At 64.7% G+C, this 25,540-nt stretch carries 26 protein-coding genes and 1 pseudogene; 2 read left to right on the forward strand and 25 right to left on the reverse strand.

The window, feature by feature from the left end:
• Positions 1–445: 445 nt before the first annotated feature.
• The 8 genes from QM788_RS10195 to QM788_RS10230 form a co-directional block, all read right to left on the reverse strand.
• Positions 446–706, reverse strand: a complete 261-nt coding sequence (locus QM788_RS10195) for a DUF3325 family protein (protein ID WP_415661378.1) — start codon at positions 704–706, stop codon at positions 446–448.
• Positions 703–2,259: a PepSY-associated TM helix domain-containing protein gene (locus QM788_RS10200; protein ID WP_415661379.1), complete on the reverse strand. Its 1,557-nt coding sequence runs from the start codon at positions 2,257–2,259 to the stop codon at positions 703–705. Before QM788_RS10200 ends, QM788_RS10195 begins: the two co-directional genes overlap by 4 nt.
• Positions 2,256–2,513 (reverse strand): hypothetical protein, encoded by a 258-nt coding sequence (locus QM788_RS10205; RefSeq protein ID WP_415661380.1) that lies wholly within the window; start codon positions 2,511–2,513, stop codon positions 2,256–2,258. Before QM788_RS10205 ends, QM788_RS10200 begins: the two co-directional genes overlap by 4 nt.
• Positions 2,514–2,521: 8 nt before the next feature.
• A complete protein-coding gene (locus tag QM788_RS10210; RefSeq protein WP_415661381.1) occupies positions 2,522–4,996 on the reverse strand; it encodes a TonB-dependent siderophore receptor in 2,475 nt (824 codons plus the stop codon).
• Between the two features lie 424 nt (positions 4,997–5,420).
• Complete coding sequence (locus tag QM788_RS10215; protein ID WP_415661382.1) at positions 5,421–6,386, reverse strand: FecR domain-containing protein; 966 nt, start codon at positions 6,384–6,386, stop codon at positions 5,421–5,423.
• 189 nt (positions 6,387–6,575) lie between these two features.
• Positions 6,576–7,076 (reverse strand): sigma-70 family RNA polymerase sigma factor, encoded by a 501-nt coding sequence (locus QM788_RS10220; RefSeq protein ID WP_415661383.1) that lies wholly within the window; start codon positions 7,074–7,076, stop codon positions 6,576–6,578.
• Positions 7,077–7,148: 72 nt separating this feature from the next.
• On the reverse strand, positions 7,149–8,543 hold the full coding sequence (locus QM788_RS10225; RefSeq protein WP_415661384.1) for a hypothetical protein: 1,395 nt from the start codon (positions 8,541–8,543) through the stop codon (positions 7,149–7,151).
• The gene (locus tag QM788_RS10230; RefSeq protein ID WP_415661385.1) at positions 8,537–10,009 is read right to left on the reverse strand and encodes a UDP-glucose dehydrogenase family protein; all 1,473 of its coding nucleotides are present in this window, start codon (positions 10,007–10,009) and stop codon (positions 8,537–8,539) included. Before QM788_RS10230 ends, QM788_RS10225 begins: the two co-directional genes overlap by 7 nt.
• 311 nt (positions 10,010–10,320) lie before the next feature.
• On the opposite strand from QM788_RS10230, the gene QM788_RS10235 reads away from it, so the two are divergent.
• Positions 10,321–10,614, forward strand: coding sequence for a hypothetical protein (locus QM788_RS10235; RefSeq protein ID WP_415661386.1), 294 nt, complete (start codon positions 10,321–10,323; stop codon positions 10,612–10,614).
• Positions 10,615–10,803: 189 nt separating this feature from the next.
• On the opposite strand, the gene QM788_RS10240 is transcribed toward QM788_RS10235, so the two are convergent.
• The 5 genes from QM788_RS10240 to QM788_RS10260 form a co-directional block, all read right to left on the reverse strand.
• Positions 10,804–11,565: a glycosyltransferase domain-containing protein gene (locus tag QM788_RS10240; protein WP_415661387.1), complete on the reverse strand. Its 762-nt coding sequence runs from the start codon at positions 11,563–11,565 to the stop codon at positions 10,804–10,806.
• A 17-nt stretch (positions 11,566–11,582) separates the two neighbouring features.
• On the reverse strand, positions 11,583–12,068 hold the full coding sequence (locus QM788_RS10245; protein ID WP_415661388.1) for a hypothetical protein: 486 nt from the start codon (positions 12,066–12,068) through the stop codon (positions 11,583–11,585).
• A 40-nt stretch (positions 12,069–12,108) separates the two neighbouring features.
• On the reverse strand, positions 12,109–13,122 hold the full coding sequence (locus tag QM788_RS10250; protein ID WP_415661389.1) for a transposase: 1,014 nt from the start codon (positions 13,120–13,122) through the stop codon (positions 12,109–12,111).
• Positions 13,123–13,251: 129 nt separating this feature from the next.
• The gene (locus QM788_RS10255; RefSeq protein WP_415661390.1) at positions 13,252–13,641 is read right to left on the reverse strand and encodes a hypothetical protein; all 390 of its coding nucleotides are present in this window, start codon (positions 13,639–13,641) and stop codon (positions 13,252–13,254) included.
• 397 nt (positions 13,642–14,038) lie between these two features.
• Positions 14,039–14,680: a TraB/GumN family protein gene (locus tag QM788_RS10260; protein ID WP_415661391.1), complete on the reverse strand. Its 642-nt coding sequence runs from the start codon at positions 14,678–14,680 to the stop codon at positions 14,039–14,041.
• 62 nt (positions 14,681–14,742) lie between these two features.
• On the opposite strand from QM788_RS10260, the gene QM788_RS10265 reads away from it, so the two are divergent.
• Positions 14,743–15,553, forward strand: a protein-coding gene (locus tag QM788_RS10265; protein WP_415659828.1) for an IS5 family transposase whose coding sequence is annotated in 2 segments (ribosomal slippage) — positions 14,743–15,006 and positions 15,008–15,553 — 810 coding nt in all. Because the reading frame shifts where the segments join, the coding sequence is not laid out codon by codon here.
• Here QM788_RS10265 and QM788_RS10270 read toward each other — a convergent pair.
• The 12 genes and pseudogenes from QM788_RS10270 to QM788_RS10325 all read right to left on the reverse strand — a co-directional run bounded on the left by QM788_RS10270 (position 15,539) and on the right by QM788_RS10325 (position 25,524).
• Positions 15,539–16,285 (reverse strand): hypothetical protein, encoded by a 747-nt coding sequence (locus QM788_RS10270; RefSeq protein WP_415661392.1) that lies wholly within the window; start codon positions 16,283–16,285, stop codon positions 15,539–15,541. The genes QM788_RS10265 and QM788_RS10270 overlap by 15 nt on opposite strands.
• 78 nt (positions 16,286–16,363) lie before the next feature.
• Positions 16,364–16,780 (reverse strand): phospholipase A2, encoded by a 417-nt coding sequence (locus QM788_RS10275; RefSeq protein WP_415661393.1) that lies wholly within the window; start codon positions 16,778–16,780, stop codon positions 16,364–16,366.
• Entirely contained in the window at positions 16,717–17,730 is a 1,014-nt protein-coding gene (locus QM788_RS10280) for a transposase (RefSeq protein WP_415661394.1), read from the reverse strand. The genes QM788_RS10275 and QM788_RS10280 overlap by 64 nt, the downstream gene beginning before the upstream one ends.
• 60 nt (positions 17,731–17,790) lie before the next feature.
• Entirely contained in the window at positions 17,791–18,567 is a 777-nt protein-coding gene (locus QM788_RS10285) for an ABC transporter transmembrane domain-containing protein (RefSeq protein ID WP_415661395.1), read from the reverse strand.
• A gap of 10 nt (positions 18,568–18,577) precedes the next feature.
• Positions 18,578–19,033: pseudogene (locus QM788_RS10290) on the reverse strand (IS4 family transposase); the annotation flags it as partial.
• Positions 19,034–19,115: 82 nt separating this feature from the next.
• Positions 19,116–19,904 carry an IS21-like element helper ATPase IstB gene (gene istB, locus QM788_RS10295; protein ID WP_415659531.1) on the reverse strand — a complete coding sequence of 263 codons (789 nt, stop codon included), beginning with the start codon at positions 19,902–19,904 and terminating at the stop codon, positions 19,116–19,118.
• Between the two features lie 18 nt (positions 19,905–19,922).
• Positions 19,923–21,461, reverse strand: a complete 1,539-nt coding sequence (gene istA / locus QM788_RS10300) for an IS21 family transposase (protein ID WP_415660291.1) — start codon at positions 21,459–21,461, stop codon at positions 19,923–19,925.
• 181 nt (positions 21,462–21,642) lie between these two features.
• Entirely contained in the window at positions 21,643–22,557 is a 915-nt protein-coding gene (locus QM788_RS10305; protein ID WP_415661396.1) for an IS4 family transposase, read from the reverse strand.
• Between the two features lie 46 nt (positions 22,558–22,603).
• The gene (locus QM788_RS10310; RefSeq protein WP_415661397.1) at positions 22,604–22,984 is read right to left on the reverse strand and encodes a cysteine peptidase family C39 domain-containing protein; all 381 of its coding nucleotides are present in this window, start codon (positions 22,982–22,984) and stop codon (positions 22,604–22,606) included.
• A gap of 168 nt (positions 22,985–23,152) precedes the next feature.
• The gene (locus QM788_RS10315) at positions 23,153–23,539 is read right to left on the reverse strand and encodes a hypothetical protein (RefSeq protein WP_415661398.1); all 387 of its coding nucleotides are present in this window, start codon (positions 23,537–23,539) and stop codon (positions 23,153–23,155) included.
• A 162-nt stretch (positions 23,540–23,701) separates the two neighbouring features.
• Positions 23,702–24,487, reverse strand: coding sequence for an alpha/beta hydrolase (locus QM788_RS10320; RefSeq protein WP_415661399.1), 786 nt, complete (start codon positions 24,485–24,487; stop codon positions 23,702–23,704).
• Complete coding sequence (locus QM788_RS10325) at positions 24,484–25,524, reverse strand: family 43 glycosylhydrolase (protein WP_415661400.1); 1,041 nt, start codon at positions 25,522–25,524, stop codon at positions 24,484–24,486. The genes QM788_RS10320 and QM788_RS10325 overlap by 4 nt, the downstream gene beginning before the upstream one ends.
• Positions 25,525–25,540 lie beyond the last annotated feature (16 nt).

A 25,540-nucleotide genomic window follows, 5' to 3' on the forward strand; every position in this document is an offset into this window, starting at 1 on the left:
GCTTGGGGTGAACGAAGTGAACCCCAACGACTCCCGGAGGCCTGAACGTTGGGGTTCGCAAGCTCACCCCAACCTACCGGGCTGCTTTTGCGGAGAGCCTTTCGACTCGATGCACCGCGCCGGGAATCCGCCCCGGCGGGCGGGTAACTTTTCTCTGTCTTGCCAGAGAAAAGTCACCAAAAGAGAGGCGCCAACCGCACTCCACCGCCCTGACGCAAGGACCGTGCACGAAAGCAATCGCCCGGCAAGCACCCCGAGGCGACCCGCTGCGCTCTCGCCGCTGTCTCTGTGACGAGCCCCACAACGCGGACCTTCACGCCGGTCAACGCCGGCTGCACGCCGGGCTCACCAGGGAAGGCACCAGCGCGGTAGGTTGGGGTGAACGAAGTGAACCCCAACGACTCCCGGGCGGCCTGAACGTTGGGGTTCGCAAGCTCACCCCAACCTACCGACGGCGCGCCAGCAGCGCCACCACCAGGCCCGCCCCGGCAGACAGGAAGCCCGTCCAGACGACGACCCCGACGCTGGCGCCCCATGCCTGGCAGGCGATGGCGAGGGCCGCCGCCAGCTGCGCCAGTGCCGCGAGGCGCAGGGCCGGCCGCAGCAGGCGGTGCCGCCAGGCGGTGGGCGCATGCCGGTCCATGGCCAGCGCCAGGCACAGCATGCCCGCGGTGCACAGCGCCAGCAGCGCCAGGGCCGGGATCATGGGCCCGGCTCCCGCCGCGCCAGCCACCCGGCCAGCGACGCGGCGGCAAGGCCGATGGCCAGCGCCGTCAGCTCCAGCCCCAGCCGCAGGCCGTCGCCGCGCTTGGCATACGACAGCAGGCTCTCGCCGGTGGTCCACGCGTTCAGCGCCGGCAGCAGCAGGCACAGCGCCGCCAGCGCGGCCCATTGCTCCGTCCACGCGCGCCGCGCCGGGCGCAGCGCCGCATGCGCGAAGGCCAGCGCCCAGGCGGCGAAGAAGCCCGCGATCTCCCAGCCCGCGCGCTGCTCCATGCCCGGCGGCAGCAGCCGGTTGGCCCACAGATAGCCCGCGCAGGCGACGGCCAGTCCGGCGATGCTGCCGACGTTCAGCACCTCGATGCCGCGGTACACGGCCGCCGTGCAGGCGCCGAACTCGCCCAGCGCCTTGCAGCGGCGCTTCACGAGGAAGAGGACGGTGCCCGTCGCCATCAACGCCGTGCCCGCCAGGCCGCAGAAGAAGTACAGCCACTTGACGGTGGCGCCGCCGAAGTCGGCGAAGTGCAGCTCGCTCATCGCGTCCAGCGTCAGCAGCGCCGCCCCGCCCACGCGGCTGCGCGGCGGGCGCTCGTCCAGCACTGCGCCGGTGACGCCGTCGAACAGCAGGCGCCCGCCGCTGAGCCACAGCAGCTCGCGGTCCTGGCCGCGGCCTTCGTCGAAGGGCCCGTGCATCCACACCGACGCGCTGCGGTCGCCCGGGTGCTCCACGACGACGAAGCCCACGCGCCGCTGCAGACTGGCCTCGGCCTGGGCCAGCAGCCCGTCCAGCGGCAGCAGCGGCGCGGCCTCGTGCAGCTCGTCGCGGTGCGAGGGCTCCTGCAGCAGCGCCTGGAAGTAGGCGCCGCGGTCGGGGTAGTGCGCGGCGATGCCGGCGGGCAGGTAGGTCGCGTAGAACACGGCCAGGCCGGTGTAGGCGATCATGAACTGGAAGGGCAGCGTCAGCACGCCCACGGCGTTATGCGCGTCCAGCCAGGAGCGCTGGCCCTTGCCCGGCCGGAAGGTGAAGAAGTCCCGGAAGATGCGCCGGTGCACGGCGATGCCCGACACCAGCGCCACCAGCAGCGCCACCGTGCAGAAGCCCACCACCCACAGCCCGGCCCTGCCACCGTGCAGTTGGTAGTGCATGTGCACGAAGTGGTGGCCGCCCTCGGTCTCGCGGACCTGCGCGGCCGGCAGCACGCGGCCGGTGGCGGGGTCCAGCCGCGCGCTGTGCGGCCGGTGCTGCTCGTCGTCCCACGACAGCAGCAGCGCCGGGTCGGCCGCGTCGGGCAGGTCGATGCGCCAGGCGTGCGCCGGCATCGCGACGCGCTGCAGGTGGGCCTGCGCCAGCCGCAGCGCCCGCGCGCCGTCCGGCGCGGCGACCGGTGTCGCAGGTGGCGCGGCGCGCATCCAGCGCGTGATGGCCGCGTCGAACACGCTGAGCGTGCCGGTCAGGAAGATGGCGTACAGCAGCCAGCCCAGCCACAGCCCGCCCCAGGTGTGCAGCCAGGCCATGCGCTGGCGGAAGCCGCCGCTCATGGGCTTCCACCCAGCGCGGCCAGCCCCAGCGCCAGGCCGCCCGCCAGCAGCAGCCCCGCGCCGGCCCGCCGCAGGCTGGGCACGGCGTAGACCCAGACCACGGCCGCCACCAGCAGCGCCAAGCCCGCCAGCGTGGCTGCCAGCACGGCCTCGGCGCGCGGCAGCGGCAGCCACGCGGCCAGCGCGACGACGGCGGCCGACGTGGCCGCATAGCCGCCCGCCGCGGCCAGCAGCAGGCGGGCGAGGTGGCGCACCAAGGCGTTCAGAACCGGGCCTTCAGCGTCACGCTGGCCGAGCGTGGGCTGCCGTATTGCGAGCCCTGGCGGAAGGCGGTCAGGTAGGTCTTGTCGAACAGGTTCAGCAACTGCACGGACAAGTCCAGCCCGCGCCGCAGCTCGTAGCTGGCCGACAGGTCCACCACGCCGTAGGCGCCCTGGCTGAGCCGGTCGTCCGCGGTGCCGGCCACGCGGTCGTTGTCGGGGCCCACCTTGTCCTTGTACGTGCTGCCCTGCCAGCGCCAGCCCGCGCCGAGGGCCAGCCGCTGCCAGTCGCCGCTGAAGCGGTAGCGCGTGTAGAGCTTGGCCGTGCGGCGCGCGCTGGCCGTCAGCACGGGCCGGCCGGCGGCGTCGCGCACGCGGTGCTGGCCCAGGCCGGCGTTGACCTGCCAGCCCGGTGCCAGCTCGCCGCCCAGCTCGGCCTCCACGCCGGTGGCCACGGCGCCGGCCACGCCCACGTAGACCGGGTCGCCATCGACGATCTCGCCGGTCTCCTCGGCGAGGTTGTCCTGCTTGATGCGGAACAGCGCGAAGGACGCGTTCAGCCGGCCGCCGAAGAACTCGGCCTTCAGCCCGGTCTCCCAGGCCCCGCCCTTGACCGGGCCCAGCAGCTCGCGCTGGCGGTCGCGGTGGCTCTGCGGCGTGAAGATGTCGGTGTAGCTGGCGTAGGCGGACCAGGCGGGCCCCAGGTCCAGCACCGCGCCGACGTAGGGGCTGGCGATGCGCTCGTGTTCGTAGCCGCTGGCCTGGGTGCCCACGTCGTCGCGCGTGCTGCGCGCGTTCTTCCAGGTGCTCAGCCGCGAGCCCAGCACCAGCGCCAGCGCGTCGGTGGGCCGCAGGCGCACGGCGCCGTAGGCGGCGGTCTCGGTGATGCGCTCGTGCACGGTGCTGGCCCAGACGCGCTCCTCGCGCGTCAGCGGCGGCAGGCTGGCCGCGTCGGCCGGGAACCGGGCCGGCGCGTAGCCGTCCCAGTCGTAGTAGTTGTCGTCCGCGGCGCGGCTGACGGTGCGGCTCAGGCCCAGCATCAGCTCGTGCCGGCGGCCCAGCCACTCGAAGGGGCCGGACGCGTTGGCCGCCGTGGCGCTGCGCCGGGCCTGGTCGAGGTTCTCGTCCCGCCAGGCCCATGCGCCGCTGCCGTCGGGCTTGGCGAAGCCCTCCCAGACGACGCCCTGCAGCGCGCTGCTGCTGCGCTGGTGGCTGTGCGACAGCCGGGCCGTCCAGCCGTTGGCGAACGCGTGCTCCAGGTCGGCGCCCACCAGCGTGGTGTCGGTGGTCCAGCGCGTCCACGCGGGCACCTGCGAGAAGCTGCGCGGCAGCGCGATGCGGCTGCCGTCGCGGTAGAACATGGGCACGGCGCCGCCGAAGGGCACGCCGTCCACGTCGCTGCTGATGCGGTGCGCGCTGACGGACACGACGGTCCGCGCGCCCAGGTCGGCCTCCACGATGCCGAAGGCCGACGCGTTGCGGCGCGCATAGCGGTCGATGAACGAATGCTTGTGCTCGGCCGCCGCCGCCGCGCGCCCGCGCAGGCCGCGCGTGCCGAACAGCGGGCCGGACACGTCGGCCTCCAGCCGCGCGCGGTCCCACGAGCCCCAGCTGCCCGTCAGCAGCGCCTGCGGCGTGGCGGTGGGCCGTTTGCGCACCAGGTTCACGCCGGCCGACGGCTGGCCCGCGCCGCTCGCCAGGCCGGTGGCGCCCTTGACGACCTCCACGCGGTCGAAGGCCACCATGTCCATCTGGCTCTGGTACAGCAGGCCGTAGGCGCCTGCGGGATAGCTGGAGACGGGCAGGCCATCGACCAGGAAGTTGCCCACCTCGAAGCCGCGCGCAAACATGCCGTAGCGCTCGCTGTCGTGCTGTTCGTAGTTGAGCCCCGGCACCTGCTTGAGCACGTCGGGCAGGCTGGCCAGGCCCTGGTCCTCGATCTGCTGGCGGGTGACGACGCTGACCGTCTGCGGCGTCTGCCGGATGGACAGCGCCAGGCCCGTGGCCGCGCTCATGCGGCCGGTGGTGTAGGAGCCGCTGCCTTCGGTCAGCGCGTCCAGCGCGGTGGCCTGCACGTGCACCACCGGCAGCGCCGGCTCTGCATCGGGTGCGGGTGCGGGTGCGGGGCGCAGCAGGTAGCCGCCGTTGGGCTGGCGCTGCGCCGCCAGCGGCGTGCCGGCCAGCAGCGCGCGCAGCGCCTCGTCCGGCGTGTGCTGGCCGCGCAGGCCGCGGGTCTGCAGGTCGCGCGTCTGCTCGGTCGAGAACGACAGCAGCAGGCCGGCCTCGCGGCCCAGCCGGGTGAGGGCGGGGGCCAGCGGGCCGGCGGGAATGTCGTAGGCCTGGCGGGCCTCGGCGGCCTGCGCTTGGGCGCCTGCGTGAAGTGCCAGCAGCGCCAGTGGTGGCGGGGCGAGGCAGGCCAGCGTGCTGGCGAGCGAGACGAGAGTGCGGCGAATGCGAGGCCGGGGCTGATGACCCATGCTGCGTGTCCTTTGCGGCGGGATGGAAGTTCGGGGTTCACTTCCATTGCCCCGCGAGGCGCGAAAAGGGATCAGCGTGGCTGGAATTTTTTGGCTGTTTGCGCGTTAGACCCCAGCGGTCGGCGCGAGGGCTGGATGGCGCCGGGACGCGGGGGTGGGCAATTGCTCCGTGTCCCCCGGGCCGCTGCGCGGCCCTCCTCCTTTACCTGCGCAATTGCCCACCCCCGCATCCCGGCTTGTCCACCAATCGGTTTTCGCGGCCTACACCGAGCGCAACGAGAAGCAGGAGGACGGGCAGGCCTGATGCGCAGGTCAAGGAGGAGGCCGCGTAGCGGCCCGGGGGACACGAAGCATCAGGCCTGCCCGTTCTCCTGCGCCCAGCCCAACCTCACGAACCAACGCGCAAGCAACCAATTTTTTGCGCTCAGGCGGGCGGGCCCACGCTCACCCAGTAGCGCGTGACGCGCCGCACCGCCACCGGCAGCGCGGCCTGCAGCAGTTCCAGCACCCGGTCGGTGTCGGCCAGCGGGTAGGTGCCGCTGACCTTGAGCCCGGCCACGGCGTCGCTGCAGGACAGCCGGCCCGGGCGGTGGCGCGCGAGTTCGGCGAGGAAGTCGGCCAGCGGCATGTCCTGCGCGACCAGCAGGCCCTGCGTCCAGGCGGTGGCGTCGTCGCTGGCGGCGCCGGTGGCCGCCGCCGCGTCGGCGGCCAGGCGGCCTTGCTGGCCGGCGCGCAAGCGCAGCACGGCGGCGGGCGCGCGGCGCGGGCGCAGTTCCACCGCGCCGTCGAACACGGCCACGCGGCAGGCGCCGTCGGGCTGCAGCGCGGCGTCGCGCACGCTGAACCGCGTGCCCAGCGCGTCGATGCGGCCCTGGCCGGTTTCGACCGCGAAGGGCCGCGCGTCGGCCGCGGTGCGCACGAGGATCTCGCCGCCCAGCAGCTTCAGCAGCCGCTCCGTCGCGGTGAAGGCGAGGCGGATGGCGCTGCCGGCGTTGAGCTGCAGCTGGCTGCCGTCCGGCAGCGCCAAGGCCAGGCGCTCGCCGGTGCCGGTGCGGGCGTCCGCCGTCCAGCGCTGCCAGGGCTCGCCCTGCCACGCCAGTCCGGCCGCGCCGCCGGTGAACAGCAGCAGCGCCAGCGTCTTGGCCGCCTGGCGGCGGCGCGGCGGCGGCGCCAGCGCGGCATGGGCCAGTGCGGAGGGCAGGCTGCCCAGCTTGGCGCCGAAGGCCTCGACGTGCTGCCAGGCGCGTTCGTGGTCGGGGTGGGCGGCGCGCCAGCCCAGCCAGCGCTGGCGTAGCTCGTCGCTGGCGGGCGCGGCCTGCAACTCCAGCAGCCACTCCACGGCCTGCTGGCGCACGACCGGCGCGAGGTCTTGCGGCGAGGCAGCGTTCATTTCAGTTGGCCCTGGTGATATGAGCCACTCGCGTTGGAAGAAACGCGGACTGGCGCCGGGCCGCCCCAAGCCGGCCCGCAGGCGATGTGCGTTCGGCTCAACGCCGAACGCATCGCCGTCCCCTTGGGGGACCGACTGGGCTTGCCGGCGTGCAGCCGGCGCAAGACCGGGCGAGGGGCTTGCTTCATGTCAGGCGAAGCAGCATTGCATCAACGCCCTGGCCACGTAGCGCTTGACGGTGGGCACGGACAGGCCCAGCTGTGCGGCGATCTCGGCCTGCGGGAGCCCGTCCAGTTGCGACAGCAGGAAGGCCTGGCGCACCGGCGTGGGCAGGCCGTCGAGCCGGCGGTCCAGCTCCACCAGCGCCTCGATCAGCAGCGCCCGCTCCTCGGGCGACGGCGCCAGCGGCTCGGGCTGCAGCGCCAGCGCCTCCAGGTAGGCCGCTTCGATGCGCTGGTGGCGGCGCTGGTTGAGCAGCAGACCGTGGGCGATGGTGGTCAGCAGCGCGCGCGGCTCGCGGATGGCGGGCAGGGCCTCCTTGGCCAGCAGGCGCACGAAGGTGTCGTGCGCCAGGTCGGCCGCGCCGAAGGAGTCGCCCAGCCGGCGGCGCAGCCAGCCCTGCAGCCAGCCGTGGTGGTCGGCATACCAGGCATCGACTTGGGCGTGAAGGGCGAACTCGCTGCGGACCACGGGAGCCTTCCTGTGCTCGCGGCCGGCAAGGCAGGGAGCTGGATGAGAATTGTTCTCATTCTACGGAAAGGCTCAGCGCATCAGGTGCGCCACCAGCCCGCTCAGGTAGCGCTCCAGCTGCGTGTAGCCGCTCGCCGGGTCCACCCGGTTCGCGTCGCCGGGGTCGCGCGGGTCCAGGCCGTGGGCGGCCTCCCAGGCGTCCGGCATGCCGTCGCCGTCGCTGTCCAGCGGCGCGGGCGCGCTCTTCAGCGCGGGCCAGCCGCCCACCTCGGCCTGGCTGTCGATGAGCCGGCCGCGGCGCTGGCGCACGTCGGCGACGACGCGCTGGTCCACCGCGTCGCGCACCAGCGACGCGCCGGCGCCGGCCAGCACGCGCGCCAGCGTCTCGCCGGGGGCCTGGACCGTGACCGGCGCGAACGGCAGCGCCGCCGCGAGTTTGTAGCCGGCCGGCAGCCCGCCGGGCAGGTGCTGCGCATGCGCGCGCACCAGCGTCCACGGGTCGGCGGGCACGCGGCCGTCCATGCTGTTGCCGGCGAAGAAGGCGCGCGCGCCGGGGTTGCTTTCCTCGAACGCGAACTGGCCCTTGGAGCTGGGGCCGGTCAGGTAGACGTTGCCGACGAAGTTGTAGCTGGCGCGCTCGCCGTCGCGGTCCAGGTTGTAGCCGGCGCGCCCGGCGCCCCAGTTGTAGAAGACGTTGGCGCGGAGGTCGTAGAAGCCGCCCAGCGGGTCGGCCTCGGGGCGGAGGTAGTTGCCGGGGCGGGGCATGCGGTCCTGGTGGTGCGCCCACAGGTTGTGGTGCATGGACAGCCGTGTGCCGTGCGCGCCGCGCAGCAGGCTGCCGAAGCCGTGGCAGACGCCCTTTTTCGGCCCGTTGCAGTTCAGCGACTCGGCGATCAGGCTCCACTGCACGGTGACGTGCTGGTAGGCCGGGCGGCCCAGGTCGGCGCGGGCCACCGACACCGACAGCGTCTCGTCGGTGGACCAGCTGGCGGACACGTGGTCCAGGATGATGCGCTGCCCGGCGCCGACGCTGATCGCGTCGTCGTCCGCGCCGGCCTCGTCGCCCAGGCGCGAGCGGATGAAGCGCACGACCACGTCGTCCGCGGCGATCACCAGCGGCTGGTCGCGCAGCGTGATGCCGTCGCCCGGCGCGGTCTGGCCGGCGATGGTGATGCGGCCGTGGGTGAGCTTCAGCGGCGTCTTCAGCGCGATGGTGCCGGACACGGCGAACACCACGGTGCGCGGGCCCGCAGCCTCGACGGCGGCACGCAGCGAGCCGGGGCCGGCATCGGCCAGCGTGGTCACGTAGACCGTCCGGCCGCCGCGCCCGCCTTGCGAGATGGCGCCTTCGCCCTCGGCGCCGGGGAAGGCGGGCAGCGTGGCTGGCGCCGACGCCGGGGCCGTGGGCGGCAGGCCCGTGCAGGCGGCGAGCAGCAGGGCGGCGGCGACTGCGGTGGTTTTCAGCATGCTTGACTGACGTTGTAAGAGGCTGCCAGGGTCGTGTTGATGGGGCAGCCCATGCTGATGTCTTGGCGCGTCGCCACTGGCGACGGCCCAGGTGATGGAAGTGGGTTGCAGTATTCCGGCGCGCCCTGGCCTTCCCCAGCGTTGCCACGACCGATGCCGCAGTAGTCGATGCCCAGAGACTTCATCAGCTTTGGGTCGTACAGATTGCGACCATCGAACACGATCGGCTGCTTGAGCGCGCCCTTGATGGCGTCGAAGTCCGGCGTACGGAACTCCTTCCATTCGGTGACGATCAGCAGTGCATCGGCCCCCTTGAGCGCGGCCTCGGCGCGGTCCACCAGCGCCACGTCGTCACGCGGTCCAAGCACTCGCGCCGTCTCGCTCATGGACACCGGATCGTAGGCTGCAACAGTAGCGCCCCGCCTGGCCAGCTCTTCGAGAATGACCAGTGCCGGTGCCTCTCGCATGTCGTCCGTGTTTGGCTTGAAGGCCAGCCCCCAGATCGCGAAACGGCGACCCCCGAGATCTTCGCCGAACCGCCCAACGACCTTGTCCACCAACACTCGCTTCTGGCGCTCGTTGGCCTCTTCCACGGCCGTGAGCACCTTCAACGGGATGCCCGCGTCGGCCGCCGCTCTGACTAGCGCCTTTACGTCCTTCGGAAAGCAGGAGCCACCGTAGCCGGCGCCGGCATACAGGTACTGGTAGCCGATGCGGGGATCGGAGCCGATACCTCGACGCACCAACTCGATGTCGGCCCCCACGCGCTCGGCCAGCAGCGCCAACTCGTTCATGAAGCTGATACGGGTGGCCAGCATTGCGTTGGCGGCGTACTTCGTGAATTCGGCGCTGCGCACGTCCATTACCAGCATGCGGTCTCGCGTGCGGTTGAATGGCGCGTACAGCGCCCGCATCAGCCGCGTGGCCTGCTCGTCGTCGGAGCCGACAATGATGCGGTCCGGCTTCATGAAGTCCTCGACCGCCGTGCCTTCCTTGAGGAACTCGGGGTTGGAAACAACCGCATAGGCCATGTCGGCGAGGCCGCGCTTGACCAGTTCCTCCCTGACCGCCGCACGCACTATGTCGGCTGTGCCCACGGGGACCGTGCTCTTATCGACGATGACCTTGTAGCCCATCATGCGCTGGCCAATGGAGCGGGCGGCGGCCACCACGCACCGCAGGTCGGCGGAGCCATCTTCGTCGGGCGGCGTGCCTACGCCAATGAACAACAGCGTGCCATGGCAGACCGCCATGTCCACGTCGGTCGTGAACTCCAGGCGGCCGGCGACCACGTTCCGCCGCACAACCTCGTCGAGGCCCGGCTCGTGGATGGGGATCGCTCCGTCGCTCAGGATGCGGATCTTCTCGGGATTCGTGTCCAGGCAGACCACATGGTTTCCCATCTCCGCGAGGCAGGCGCCAGCGACCAACCCGACATATCCGGTACCAATGGCGGTGACTCTCATTCGTTGTCCTCGTTCAACAAAGGTGGTTCAGGGGTTTGTTTCGCAAGGGCTTTGTTGCCAAACTGCCTCGCGCCGGCTCAGCGAACCAGCGCTGTGGCTCAAGGTCTTGGCGAGCTTCCTCATGGGGGGCGCTTTGCTCGTTAGTTAGTGACTAGCTCACGCCATGAGCCAGTCGGCCTGCTGACTGGTCGCACGAGCCCCACGTGGAGGTCCGCTGGAACTGGCGATGGACGTGAAGTAATTGCAGCAGTGGCTGAGTTCGGTGTCGCGGCTGACGGCCTGCCAGAAGGCGCAGCTGCTCAAGATATTTAGTGCCGGCAGCACTGGCTCAAGATTCGAAGCAGGGCACGGAAGAGGCGTGTGCGCTGCACTGGAAGATCGAACAGTTTCACCGAGAACTCAAGCAGCTGACGGGCGTTGAGAAATGTCAGTGTCGCAAAGCACGAATGCAGAGAAACCACATCGCCTGCGCGATCTTGGTTTGGCTGTGGCTGCGGGCGGTGGCCAAGGAAAAACTCTCTTCGATGTATCAAATCAAGACCAGCTGGTTGTCCGAGCGGATGCGCCAGGAGTTGCATTTTTCGGCTTTGATGCTTTTTGCGTAATTCCTATAGGTAACGACAAAGATTTTTTATATTTTTTGCGCACAGTGCCGCAAGCTTGTGTTGTGCAAGTTGGTGCCGAGCGCGTTCAAGGGGTGTGAATATTATTGTATTTATAACATCGCGAGACGTTTTTGAGCGATTAAATGGGTGCGTGGAAAATTATCTTTCCTCACAGCCGCAGTGAAAATTTTAGACGTCTTGTGTGTACTCGATGGAAGGTGGTCGAGAGTGGGAGATAAAATAAGGATTATCAAATCTGGTAGGGGTGACGAGATTCAAGATTATTCCGGATTTATGAGCGGCCACCATTAATCTGATTTGATCTCGTACTGAGTGCCTTGAATACTCGGCCCACCAGGCATTATTGAAGGCTTCGACCGCAGGGGTGTGGCGGCGCAGGATCACGCAGGCTTCGGCCAAGCCCTGATCACTCGGGAAATTTTTGGCTTTGTAGGTGGCCACCTGTTCAGCGATGACGCGAGGATCGTCGAGGCCAAGCTCTATGCATTTCTGCGCCTCTTCGTAGATGCAATTGCGAACCCGGTGCTTGAAGATGGCCACGTCATGCTGGCTCAGCCACTCATCGACGAGTCGCTCTGCAGGAACCAGCAACTGCATGTTGGCGTCCATCCACAGCGAGTATTCCGAACTAATATATTGATGAATCAGGATCTTGTGGATTCTAGAGTTCCGGCGACCGGAGAAGAAGAGCTTGCATGCCTCGCGCAATTCCCACGTAATTGAGATCGTTGGCGCATCCACATAAGCAACGAATTCAGCGCTACCACGCTCCTGACTATCTAGTAGACTGTCTCTATTGTTGATGCGTGCAGTCACCACGGAAATCTTGTCGCGCATGATTGTTAATTTGTAATATTGGTAGGTGTGTTGAAGTTTTTTCTGGTCGCTGATGCCAAGGCTACGGCGCAGCTGGCTCGTCAGGCGATCCACCTGAGGCAGATTACTAATCAGATCATCCGATACGAAGAACCTTGGTCTTCTTGAAATTTAACCCCATCTTGCTGAAGCCTTTTCACAAGACGCTTCAAATACACCAGTGGGCCTGTGACACGAATGATGCCATCTCCGGAAACGTAAACTACAATATTATCAAACTTCCAGTGGGGAAGGCCGCTGCGGCGCCCATCTGCATATTCCCCAGGCCTCACTTCAATTAATGGCGAGGAATTGCGAAAAAAGTAATTTATTTTGCCGCACAACTCCGAACTGGCGCCGCTCAATGTCAACTCGACCATTGAGAAGTTTGTCATAAATAGACACGCGGCAGAAATTCCTGAGACAGTGCCAATAATTATCGCCCTTATTTGGTAATTAAAAAAATATGCAACCAGGCCAACTAATGAAAGTACAACCACGAGATCCCGGGCTCGTCGCAACTGCCTAGGTGCTGTCAACCACAGGAGTAAATTTACAGACAATCTTTTGTTGCTCAATGAAATAATGCTCAATTCTCGCTCCGATCCAGTTTAGGACTTACGCAAAACGCATCAAAACCGAAGGACTTCGCAGCTCCTGGCGCATTCGCTCGGACAGCCAGCTGGTCTTGATCTGATACATCGAAGAGAGTTTTTCCTTGGCCACCGCCCGCAGCCGCAGCCAAACCAAGATCGCGCAGGCGATGTGGTTTCTCTGCATTCGCGCCTTGCGGCACTGACACTTCTCAACGCCCGTCAGCTGCTTGAGTTCTCGATGAAACTGCTCGATCTTCCAGCGCAGCGCACACGCCTCTTGCGTGCCCTGCGTCGAATCTTGAGCCAGATCGTTCGTCACGATCCAATCCGTGCGGTGGGAAGACACCGTCACCCGGAAGAGCTTCACCTTGTAGTCCCTGGGGAATCCCTTGATCTTGATCAGCTTGCCGCGCTCAGCCTCTTGTGCCGTCCAGCACAAGCCGCTCACTGCCCGGTACGGCGTTTGGCCGGCGCTGTCATCGACCAGCCGGTTGGCCTTGATCGGGCAGTAAAAGCGTTTGCCCAGGCTGTCCACCAGCAGCATCAGCTCCATCGTGGCGTACCAGGTGTCGAACAGCACCCGGGTGAAGGGCAGCGCTTTGTTGCCCGCAGCGCTGACCAACATGTCGCGCACGTGCTCCAGCTTGGTCTTGCCGTCCTGCTCGGGCGCAAACAATCGATAGTCGATGGGCCAATACTCGCCGGTGTCGGGGTTGACGTAGAGGCAGTTCACCAGGCCGATCCCTTTGATGATGCCGTGGGCATTGCCGCTGTACTGCCGGCGAACCAACTCGATCTGGTGCGAATGGCCCTTGTCGAGGATGGTGTCGTCAAACACGATGCATCCCCGGGGGGATGGAACGATTTCACGCTGCGCATGCTCCCAAACCAAGCTGGCCGACAGCTTGTCGCCTTGCAGGTACCGCTTCACCGCATCGTGGCTGAATCCCTGGCCGTGATCCGCAAAGTTCGTCATGGTGAAATTGGTCTGGCTGGTCAGGATGAACTGGCAGTAGTCGATTCTTTTGATGGACAATTTGCATGCTGAGGTCGATGCGGCAAATTATCCAACAAATACCATGCAGGGTCTATTTATTTAAACGTTTGCGTAAGTCCTACAGTTGTTTAAAAACCTCCATTCGCTGAATGGAGGTGTCAATAAGCCTTACGGCGTCACCGTTCCCATCATGCTTCGCAAATCCTCCTCGCTTTGCTCAGGCGTGCGGGTGTTGGCCAGTTCTTGCGCAAGCCACAATCCCATTGTGGCAGCACCAGCGGCAATGAGGAGCACCGCAATGCCAGGTGAAAGGGCAACGCCTCCCGCACCAACAAGGAATGCGGAGATTACCTCCGTTGTGGTCCATGTGAGTGCGCCAGCAGCAAAACTTCCCACAAACTCGTCTGCTAGGTTTTTTGGCATATCAGCCGCTATGCCTTCTACGACGACTCTATCGCACTCAGCGATGCCATCTTCACCATAAGGGCACGTGTATGATTCGTCGCCTTCGTAGCCTCCAGCCACAAAACAAATTTCTCCTTGGGAAATCAGTCTCATTCTATCCTCCAAAAGAGCTATTGATTGGCTAGCTCGTTGCCATTTCACCCGAATCCATCGGCTATGCGATGGATTCAAGAAAATATATTTTTGCCATGCGCTAGAATGTTGCGTCGGAAATCAAGTCGCTATATCGTTCTGGCACGGTGGCGGCGATTGTATGAAGTAACCTTGATGTCAACGTGTCAGGAAAAGGAGGTCGAGCCGCTCAAAAATTATGCGGAAAATGTCTCACATCAGACAATATTACTTAATTTTTAAGCAGCTTTCGTTCGTGGTTTACCTTCATGCAATTGCCCTGATTCCCGGCCGCTCCCGACCTCGACCCACACTCCGTCAAGCCCCATCCCAGCGTCGTCTACAAGGGGTGACGGGGCTTAAGTTCGGTGGACTGCCGCTAGGGGGAGGGAATTACATGAAAGCCTTTAGCTTGAAGTAGCGCTAAAACACCATTTGGACCATGAAGATGAAGGGCGCCGAACATAACAAATATCGATCCATTATCCAATTTCGAATGGCGCTGTTCCAGTACGGAGACAAAGGCTTCGTTGCGCATATTGAGAAGTCTCAAAAACGCGTTCTTATAGTCCTCGCTGAAGCTGATCAGATCAAGCATGTGCGCGTACCCTTCTTTCGTGTCTCGGCGGCGAATACTCCTGTTCATCAACTCCGTGTGGCGCATAGCCTTCTCATCAGCAACATCGTCAAGTCTATTCTTGGCGGCATCGAGAGCCAGCGCGCGCATTTCACCCGCTAACAACTTTTCGCACGTAGAGCGCATTCCATTCGGCTCGAACTCAAAAATAGCCTGACCGCTAGTCTTCGCCTCCTTCAGAAATTCCTCTTCCCATGAAACTCCCGATTTATGACCTGAGGACAGTACGAGTGAGCCTCCTCCCGTCGGCAATAGAAGCATGCTGAAGCTACATGTATTCAGTTCGCCAAGAGTCCGGGCCGTCATCGATGCCTTACCGTTAAGCTTCTTGGTCCACGCAAGTCGAACGGTTTCCAACTCGCTTTCGCTGAGAAAGTTTTTCATAGCAAGTGACTTGCCTTCTCTTAGAGCGTGTTTACGATCTCATTTCCTCCGACAATTGTTGGGTGAAGAGGAAGCCGTACCCAAGCGACATCAGTCGAGAGAAGTTTGCCGAGATCGAGCCGCTGCTGCGCAGCGTTCGGCGCAGCACCAAGCCGATCAAGGTCGATCTGTACGAGGTGTTCTGCGCAGTGCTGTACCTGCTGCACACGGGTTGCCAATGGCGCTATCTGCCGCCGCAGTTCCCGAAGTGGCCCAGCGTCTATGCGTACTGGCGCAAATGGAGCGAGCCTGACCAGCACGGAGTGAGCGTGCTGGAGCAGGCTTTAAAAAAATCAGGTTGGCGCGGCCCGCGAGAGACAGGGGCGCAACGCCTGCAGCGCGTTCTTGATCGTGGACGCGCAGAGCGTGAAGAACACGGACACGGCGGGGTTCAAGGGCTATGACGCAGGCAAGAAGGTCTCGGGGATCAAGCGCCACATTGCGGTGGACACCCAGGGGCTTCCCCATGCCGTGGCGATCACGACGGCCGAAGTGACGGACCGCAAAGGAGCGCTGGCGGCATTCAAGCGCTGCAAGCCGTCGCTGGGACGGGTGCAAAGCGTGCTGACGGACAGCGGCTACACAGGCCAGCCCTTCGCGCAAGGCGTCAAGGACATCCTGGGTGAGCACGTGACGGTGCAGATCGCCAAGCGAAGCGAGTTGCACACCTTCAAGGTCATGCCCAAGCGCTGGGTTGTCGAGCGCAGCTTTGCCTGGTTGGAGAAAAACCGCAGACTGTGGAAGAACTGCGAGCGTTGGCTCAACACCAGCTTGCAGTTCGTCCATTTGGCGTTTCTGGCTCTGCTACTCAGGAGATCGTCAACACGCTCTTAGATCTCGCACAGTGCGGTTTGCACGGGCAGGATCGGTCATGTCGGCTTCTACGATAACCACCTTGGATTCTGCAAAGTGCTCTCTCGTCTTAGTAGAGGGGGCATCCATGGACGGCCCATGTGAGATGCCATTCAGCAATAATCGGACGCCATTTTTTTCAGCGACATAGCTAACCGCAGATAATTTTTCAGCGCTAGCGTCTGTCACGCGTAGGATTCCTAGCAAAATAATTCCAAAAAACGCACACCTATTTGCAATCATTGCGAAGCTCTCCATGATCTTTAAAACGCCACAGCCCGTCGGTTTTTTCAAAAATGAAATATTCTTTCCATTGATTCTTGCCAAGGAGATCGGCATAAGCAGCTGAAAAAGATAATATATTATTGCCGCAAACTCGCCATTCGCTGATCTTCGAAATTGAGTATCTCTTCTTTTCGTTGCGAAGGGGGGCATGCGAAGCGCACCTCGACCATGCTTCGTCACCAACTCTTCTTCAACTGCTGGTGGCAACGTTGCAAACGTTATGCCGACAAGCAAACGCATGATGGGTGTAATCGCATCCTTGATCACTCGCGCTTCGTGAGGCGTTAAAATTGATGAAGCGTCAATCGCTTGCTTCGACTTTTTGTATGGCTCTTCCTTTATGAATCCAAGGTCTAAAGTTTGAGCCCCCGAAAATTGGTTGACATAAAGAAGATTGATTAGCAAAGCGACTCTTAATGGAAATATCATGACGCACCCAATCCAAGTTTAGAGAGAATGAATCAAAGCGAGGCGGAAGGCCTCGCTCTGCTTTATGCAGTCTTCAGATCAGGGAATTCCATTGGCAGGATCATAAGGGGGATGATTGGGGTTGCCTTCGTAGAATAGCCAACCAAATAGACTAACTCCCATATAGTAGATTTCTGCGAGAGCGTGGCAAACAGCTGAGTCGTTGTAGTTCGCCTCGCAAATAGCATGCAAATCAGCGCGGAACTGGAGATCTGCTTCTTCCCTAGTCATCGTTGTGTCTCGGCTATAATTTTCGTCATGCGCCATGCATGCTGAGGCAAAGTCATAGCCTAGGGGACTGTCTGGCACGCCAGTACAGTAATCCCTGGGTTCTGGTTCTGGTTCGGTGCAAATGGGGTCTCCCTCATTTCCTCCTGCAACAAAGATAGGACTTACGCAAAACGCATCAAAACCGAAGGACTTCGCAGCTCCTGGCGCATCCGCTCGGAAAGCCAACTGGTCTTGATCTGATACATCGAAGAGAGTTTTTCCTTGGCCACCGCCCGCAGCCGCAGCCAAACCAAGATCGCGCAGGCGATGTGGTTTCTCTGCATTCGCGCCTTGCGGCACTGACACTTCTCAACGCCCGTCAGCTGCTTGAGTTCTCGATGAAACTGCTCGATCTTCCAGCGCAGCGCACACGCCTTTTGCGTGCCCTGCGTCGAATCTTGAGCCAGATCGTTCGTCACGACCCAATCCGTGCGGTGGGAAGACACCGTCACCCGGAAGAGCTTCACCTTGTAGTCCCTGGGGAATCCCTTGATCTTGATCAGCTTGCCGCGCTCAGCCTCTTGTGCCGTCCAGCACAAGCCGCTCACTGCCCGGTACGGCGTTTGGCCGGCGCTGTCATCGACCAGCCGGTTGGCCTTGATCGGGCAGTAAAAGCGTCTGCCCAGGCTGTCCACCAGCAGCATCAGCTCCATCGTGGCGTACCAGGTGTCGAACAGCACCCGGGTGAAGGGCAGTGCTTTGTTGCCCGCAGCGCTGACCAACATGTCGCGCACGTGCTCCAGCTTGGTCTTGCCGTCCTGCTCGGGCGCAAACAATCGATAGTCGATGGGCCAATACTCGCCGGTGTCGGGGTTGACGTAGAGGCAGTTCACCAGGCCGATCCCTTTGATGATGCCGTGGGCATTGCCGCTGTACTGCCGGCGAACCAACTCGATCTGGTGCGAATGGCCTTTGTCGAGGATGGTGTCGTCAAACACGATGCATCCCCGGGGGGATGGAACGATGTCACGCTGCGCATGCTCCCAAACCAAGCTGGCCGACAGCTTGTCGCCTTGCAGGTATCGCTTCACCGCATCGTGGCTGAATCCCTGGCCGTGATCCGCAAAGTTCGTCATGGTGAAATTGGTCTGGCTGGTCAGGATGAACTGGCAGTAGTCGATTCTTTTGATGGACAATTTGCATGCTGAGGTCGATGCGGCACATTATCCAACAAATACCCTGCGGGGTCTATTAATTTAAACATTTGCGTAAGTCCTATCTTTGTTGAAGAGCCGGACGGCCTGAATACCCCTAACCGTTTCCAGGAACATGGTTTGTTGCCGCGCATCGGCGACCACCTCACTCTCGGTAGCCGCCATCAAGCTGGCATAGAGAGCTCCGCGCAGAAGCAAATACAGCACCAGGGCGAGCAGGGTAATCCCCGATAGCATCGGGCTGTAAATGAACATCATTACGCCGGTTCCTATCGCCAGCAAACCATCCAGAACGCTGCCGATGAATCCATTGGTCAACGTGGATTGCACCGTGTGGATGGAATTAAACCTCGATACCACGTCTCCCACATGGCGCTTTTCAAAGTAGCTGACGGGCAACTTCAGCAAATGCGAAAAAAGATTGGCCAGCCATTGAACATTCATAGTCGCGCTCATGACCACCAACGCCCAACTTCTGATTAGATCAATGGCTGCCGAAGTCAGTTTGACCAAGCCAAAGCCCACCGCCAGCGTGATGAGCAGGTGGACATCGCTGGTGGTAATGGCCTGGTCAACGATCAACTGATTGAAGAAGGGGCTGATCAGGACGAAGCCTTCCATGACGATGGCCAGCAACAAGATCTGCGCCAGCGAACGCTTCAGGCCGACCACCTTGCCCAGCAATTGACTCAGCCGGATCGTTTGGCGTTCGACCTTCGGCGTGAATGCCGCCATGGGCCGCAATTCGAGGGCGACGCCGGTGAAATATTTGGACACCTCTTCAAAGCGATATGTGCGTTCCCCTCTGGCCCATCCCATTACACACATCTCATAGCGCCATCCGAGCGAAGCGCAAGCCTTGAACGAATACGGTGATGTCGCGCAAGCCCAGCCACAGCGTCTTGGCACCGGGCTGGCCGTCGCCCTTGCGCCCGAGGAAGCCGCCGAGTTGGGCGATCAGGCGCACCACGGTGTTCAGTGGCGGGGCACTCTTGGGTGGCTTCTTCTTGTTCAGCACGAAGGCCGCCTGCCATTCTTCGACCTCGAACAGCAGATCGGCCGGCAGCTCTGGCAAGCTGCGGCCCAGCCGCATCAGCCGGTTGATGCGCCAGGCCACGACCATGTACAACGCCAGCGCCACCTCAATGCGATCGACATGGCTCAACTGCAGCGCCTCCACGCGGCAGCCTTCCTTCAGGATCAGGAAGAACAGCTCGATCTCCCAGCGTGCGCGGTACCAGTCGATCAGTTCGACCGCCTGCTCCAGCGTGTGCGCCGGCCGATTGTCACCGACCGCCGTAATGGAGCCACCGATGTCCGCCGTATTGGAGCCAGCAACAGGTGGGTAAAACGGGGGTCCCGAGGGGTTAGGCCAGGGTGGATTTTGAGGGCTTTTGCGGTGCCGGTTTGGTGGCCGCCGCGATCTGTTTGGGCGCGCGGTACGACTGCCCGTCCAGCACCAGGCAGTAGGCGTTGTGGCGCAGCCGGTCGAGGCTGGCGCTGGCCAGCAGCCGGTTGGCTGGGAAAGCCTGGTCCCACTCGGTGAAGTCCAGGTTGCTGGTCACGATGGTGGCGGCCTGCTCGTAGCGCTCGGCGATCAGGTCGTGCAGGTCCTCATCGGCCGGCGCACGCAGCGGCTTCAGGCCGAAGTCGTCAATGATGAGCAGCGGCACACGGGCCAAGGTCGCCAGCTTGCGTTCATAGCTGCCGGTCGCCCTGGCCGCGTTCAGGCTCTGCGTCAGGCTGGCGCAGGTGGTGAAGACCACGTCCACGCCCTGGCGCACCGCGCAGTGGCCCAGCGCCTGGGCCAGGTGGCTCTTGCCGGTGCCGCAGGGCCCCACGATGAGCACGGGGGCCTTCTCCTGCAGGTAGCGTCCAGTGGCCAGGTCGTGCACGAGCGCGCGGTTGAGCTGCGGCAGCCGCTCGAAGTCGAACTGCTCCAGTGTCTTGGTGGTGCGGAACTGCGCGCGGCGCAGCCGCGTGCTGAACTTCTTCTGCTCGCGCCGCGCGACCTCATCGCTGATGAGCAGGGCCAGGAAGTCGGTGTAGGCCAGCTTGGCCTCGATGGCCTGGCGGTTGCGCGCCTCCAGGGAGTCAAAGATGCCGGACAGGCGCAGCTGCTTCAACTGCGGGGCGAGTTCGGGGGCGGGGTTCATGGGTCTTCTCCTTCGGGGTCAGTGCAGCAGCTCTTGCTGCGGGTGGGCGATGAGGTCGGCGAACAGCTCGGTGGCAGGCCGGGTGAAGCGGGTGCGGCCGTACTGCGCCGGCGTGGCCGCAGGCACGTCGGCGCGCTGGTCGGCGCCGCTCGCCAGGATGGTCTTGACGGTGCGGTAGTGGGGCGAGCCATGCGCCATGGCCCGTGCGCAGGCCGCCTCCAGCCGGGCGGCGCCGTAGGGCTTGAGCAGGGCCAGCACGCCTTGCGCGGCGCGCAGCCGCTCCAGAACGCGGTCGCTGAGCAGGTTCTCGATCAAGGCGGCGCAGGATGCGCCGATGTGCTCGGCCTGGGTGACGCACCACGCCCGGTCGCGACCGAAGAAGGCCTGCGCCTCGGGCGGCAGGTGCCCGCGCACGCTCACGCGCTGGCCGGGCTTGAGTCCTCGCGGATGGGTGGCGACGTGGCGGTAGTCTTCGAACAGCGCGACCGCCGCATCGGTGGCGCGCAGCCACAAGGTCTTGCCCACCAGCGTGAACGGTGCGGAGTACAGCACTCGCTCGAACTGCACATGGCAGTCGCGGTGCACGCTCACGCGGTGCCAGGTGCCCAGGTCGGGCGCAGGGGTGGGCAACGCCTGCAGCAGCGGTGCCTCCAGCGCGAACAAGCTCAGCGGAGTGCGCCGGGTGGTGCCGTGGCAGCGCCTGCCTGCCTCCTCAAGCACCCAGGCACGGGCCTGCGCGTTGAGGTCGGCCAGGTCGCGGAAGGTGCGCAGCGGCAGGAAGTTGCCCTTGAGGTACTTCACGCCGGACTCGACGATGCCCTTCTTCTGCGGATCGTGCGGTGGGCAGGGGTCGATCTTGAAGCCGTAGCCTTCGGCACATTCGGCGTAGGCGCGCTGCACGGTGGGGTCCTGGGCGCAGGCGCGGGTGATGGCGCACTTGGCGTTGTCGATGATGACGCGCTGGGGCACGCCGGCGAACCACTCGAAGGCGCGGCGGTGGCAACCCAGCCAGGTGGCCACGGTCTGGTCCCAGACGAACTCGACGTACTGGTGGCGGCTGCTGGCCAGCGTCATCACGAAGGCCCAGGTGCGCCGGGGCTGGCCGTCGGGGTGGATGAGCGTGGGGCCGGCGCCAAAGTCCACTTGGGCAGCCTCGCCGGGCTCGAAGTCCAGTCGGCAGGTGGTCTCAGGCGGCAACTGGCGGCGAACATCGGCCACCAGGCGGCGCACGGCCGAATAGCTGCCGGTGAAGCCGTGCTGGCGCTTGAGTGCGCCGTGGATGGCGGTGCCCGAGACGCCTTGCTCGAGCCAGGACGCGATGGCGCCGCGATGTGGCTCCAGCGTGGAGATGGTGCTGCTGGCCTTGCGCGGGCAGCCTAATGCCGCGGCGATGGTCTCATCGTCGGGCAGGGGCTGGGCGGTGTCCAGCCAACCGCGCTCGGTGGCCAAGCTGCGCCACTGCGCCGCCTTGGGCCGGCCCATGACGCGGGCCGCAGCGATGTCGCGGTCGGAGTCGCCTTGCCGCATGCGCAGCAGGGCCTGTCGATAGTGATGCATCTCGAATCTCCTGCGCGCCATCCCTGGCCCTCCGGGCAAATGGCCCGAAGGGTAGAGATGGCGTCGCGGTGTTCGAGACACCCGTCAACCCAGTGCCGACTGGCTCCTATATGCCGATCCGGCACTGGCTCCATGACGCCGATCACGCGCTGGCTCCAATATGCCGGTCAGCCGCTGGCTCCTACATGCCGATCACGCACTGGCTCCTATACGGCGGTCGGTGACACCGATTGCTCAGCAGCCGCCAGACCACGGGCTTGACGCCGGCCGGCGGGTCGATCTCCTGCGCCAGCAGGCAGGTCACGTGCAAGGTGCCTACTTTGCCATCGGACAGTTCGACGACCTGCGCCCGCAGGCTCTGCGTGACCGGCCGGGCTACTGTGCCGCGTCCGCCCGGCAACTCGAAGGCCACTTTGCCCAGCACCGGCGCTTGCGCCACTTGCTCCCACAGCTTGCCATCGTTGGGCAGGACCCGGTTGTGCCGGCAGCGAATCAGGTAGTCGGCCGCATGCTGCAGTTCCTGGGCCCGGCGCAGCAGGGCAAGGATGTCGGCCTCCCGGTCGGCCACGTACACCTGGCGCACCTGCGGCAGCGCCAACGCCCGTTCGGCCACGCGTTCGTAGCCTTCGATCCAGCGCGTGCTCTCCACGATCCCGCCACGTTTGCCGTCTTTGCCTTTCGCCTCGCGCGCCCACATCCACGCATCGAGCACGCCCAGCGGCTCGCGCGTCGGGCTCACCGCGTAGGTCGGGTGCAGGTACATCCCGCGCTGCGCTTCATAGCTCAACGGGCCCAGCCCCGCTGTGGCGCGGCCGTTGAAGTCCAGTTCCGTGGTGTCCTGGATGTTCAGCACCACGGGATGCGCGCGCATGCGCTCTTCGCTGCACGTCCAGTGCGGTTTGAGCAGCGCCTGCCAGTCAGTCTTGGCGTTGGACAGAAACCGGTAGGCCCCTTGCGTCTCGGCCCAGCCGCTGCAAGCGTTCGGAATGCTCTCCGTGGGCTTGCCGGCCAGGCGCTCGGCCAGCAGCACAGCTCGTGCGTCCAATCTCCCATCGCCCAGATCCAGCGTCCTGAATTCCTCTGCAGCCCAGCCCACTCGTCTCCCACAATCTCAATCAATTCAATAGGTTGCGGAATCTACTTCAACTTGTGTGTAATGGGATGCCTCTGGCCGGATCATGAACCACGATACCTGATCGGGTGACCTCTCTCAGCACGACGAAATGATCCATCTTCCAGTGCAATATGCATGGCGCCTGGAGATCTTTCAATTCGTTGAGTTCGGCGCGCAGTGGGCGTGGAGCCAACTGCAAGGTGCTGGCAATATGGATGATTTGCTGCAGCGTCGCTCCGTTCTGAGAAATTGGAAATCGCTTGCGCAGGGTCGGGACGTCTGTGCGATGTCCATAGAAGCTGGCGATCATAGACAGGCACGCCAAGCCGCATTCTGCGGATTCGGTTTGCCGCTGCATGGGCAGGCGTCGGCGGAAGCCAAATTGCAGCCTGTCGACGAGGTATTTCATATGATGGCAATCATTCAAAATCTTCCGAAACCAACGAGATCGGATGAATACGGATATACGTTGAATTGATCGAGATTGATGTGGGTCGCAAGGTGCACGTGTGTGCTCCGCGGCTTAATAGTGGCGCGCCGGATATCGTCGCGATTCTTCTCGCGAGGCAAAAATTGTTTAGACCCTTGGCGGATCAGGTGTGAAGTAGTGGCCAGCTGAGTTGCATCTGGAAATGCGCCAAAAAACTGCAATGCGAGGCATGCAGCTTGTGAATATCATTCTTGATTGCCGACTGTTGCTGTGCAAAACCATGTACTTGGTGCGTAACCCTTGAGGCGCGATGCGCTGGGCCGCCAGCAGCAGGTCTTGCTCGCTGACCTCGGCGGTATCGCCCAGGCCCAGCTCATGGCGCAGCGCATGCGGCTCGGCGGCGATGTGGTGAAGCCGGGCAATGACACACAGTGCTTGCAAGGCGTACGGGCCTTGGCTTGGGTCATCCCGACTCTGTTGCGCCTCACCAGGCGCATTGGCGCTCTGGTCGCGGCGTTGGACGCTGCTCTTCACTCGCTGTCTCTCCCTGATGCCGTGCCTGCTGATTCATAGCCAGCGTTTGATCTTGTCTAGGCGAGCGCAATGTATCTGGCGGCCAATTTGGCCGCACTGTCTAGTCGTTAGGGATTTCGAGGGAGGGGATCATTCAATCAAGTTCTTGAGCGATTCGGGGCGTCAAACGCCCAACTTGCTGGTCATCCACCGTGCCGCCAGCCCCGGCCACTGGTCCTGCGTGCCGCCCAGCCCCCTCAGCGCGAAGCCGTGTTCGGCCTGCGGGAACACGTGCGCCTCCACGTCCAGCCGGTGCTGCTGCGCCGCGGCGATCAGGTTCAGCGCATGCTGCACCGGCACGATGGGGTCGTGCAGCGCGTAGGCCAGGAACACCGGGCAGCGGGGCAGGCCGTGCGGCGCGGCGGCGATGCCGATGGGCCAGGCGTCGTAGAAGGCCTGCTTCTCGGGCGGCGGGAAGTCGGGCTTGCCGGCGGGGAACTTGTGGTCGTGGTGGTTGGCGTTCAGCGGCGCGTAGGCGATGACGGCGCCCGCGCTCGCCAGCGCGTGGCGCTGGCAGGCCATCACGCCGGCCAGGTGGCCGCCGGAGGACAGGCCCACGTGCAGCAGCGGCAGCGGCGGCGGCGGCAGCGCGGCGAGGTGGTCCAGCGCGCGCAGGCCGTCCTGCAGTGCGATGTCGAAGGGGTGGCCGTCCTGCCCCGGCAGCCGGTGCAGCAGCACGTAGGCGTCCAGCCCCAGCGTGTTCAGCCAGCGGGCGATCTCGACGCCTTCCTTGTCGTGCATCAGTTGCAGGTAGCCGCCGCCCGCGTAGACGAGGGCGCGGCCCCGCGCGGGCGCCGGCGATGGGTAGGCGTGCAGCTCGGCGCGCGTGGGGCGGTGGCAGATGCGGTCGGGCGCGTCGCCTTCGAAGGCGTTGGGTGCGCCGCCGCTCAGCGCGATGACCTGGCTCATGGCCGCTCCTTCAGCGGCGGCCCGAAGTCCGGCATGCCGTCGGCCGTGAAGCGCAGCGGCTGCACGCGGGTGGCGCGGCCGCTGTCTTTCAGCGGGTCGCCCTTCACGTCGCGGTAGTTGCGCGCGTGGAAGACGTTCAGCACCGTGCCGTCGGGCTCGACGAGGAAGCTGTTGTGGCCGGGGCCGTACTGGCCGTTCTCGTCGCTGCTGGTGAACACCGGGCCGGGCGATTTGCGCCAGTTCTGCGCGTCCAGCAGCTCGGCGTCCGCGTCGGCCCACAGCAGGCCCAGGCAGTATTCGGCGCCGGTGCCGGCGGCCGAGTAGCTCATGAAGACGCGGCCGCCGTGGACGAGCACGGCCGGCGCCTCGTTGACGGCGTGGCGCACCCGCTCCCACGCGTACTCGGGCCGGCTCAGCCGCACCTGCGGGCCTGCCAGTTCGGTGGGGCTCTTCATGCGCGAGAGGTAGATGTCGGTGCTGTGGTTCTTGTTGGCGGGGTCGGTCTGCGCCCAGGCCATGTAGCGCCGGCCGCGGTGCTCGAAGACGGTGGCGTCCAGCGTGAAGCTGTCCCACTGCGTCAGCACCCGGCCGCGCTCGGTCCACTCGCCCTGCATGGGGTCGGCGGACGCGTTCTCCAGCGTCCACAGGCGGATCTTCCACGGCGCCGCGGCCTCGCCCGCGCTGAAGTGGATGTACCAGCGGCCGTCGAGCCAGGCCAGCTCGGGCGCCCAGATGTGGCGGCTCATGGGGCCTTGCCCGTGCTTGCGCCAGATGACTTTCACGTCGGCCGTCGCCAGGCCGGCGATGGACCGGGCGCGGCGCAGCTCCAGCCGGTCGTACTCGGGCACGGTGGCCATCAGGTAGACCCAGCCGCCGTGGCGCAGGATCTGCGGGTCGGCGCGCTGCGCGAGCAGCGGGTTGGGCCAGGGCAGCGGCGCGGGTGCCGGGGCGACTGGCGCCTGGGCGAGGGCGGGCAGGGCCGGGGCCAGCAGGGCGGCGCCGAGCAGGCGGCGGCGGTTCGGCAGCGTGGCGGTCATGGGGTTCCGGGGGCGC

The organism is Roseateles sp., assembly GCF_047654785.1.
GTDB lineage: Bacteria > Pseudomonadota > Gammaproteobacteria > Burkholderiales > Burkholderiaceae_C > Pelomonas.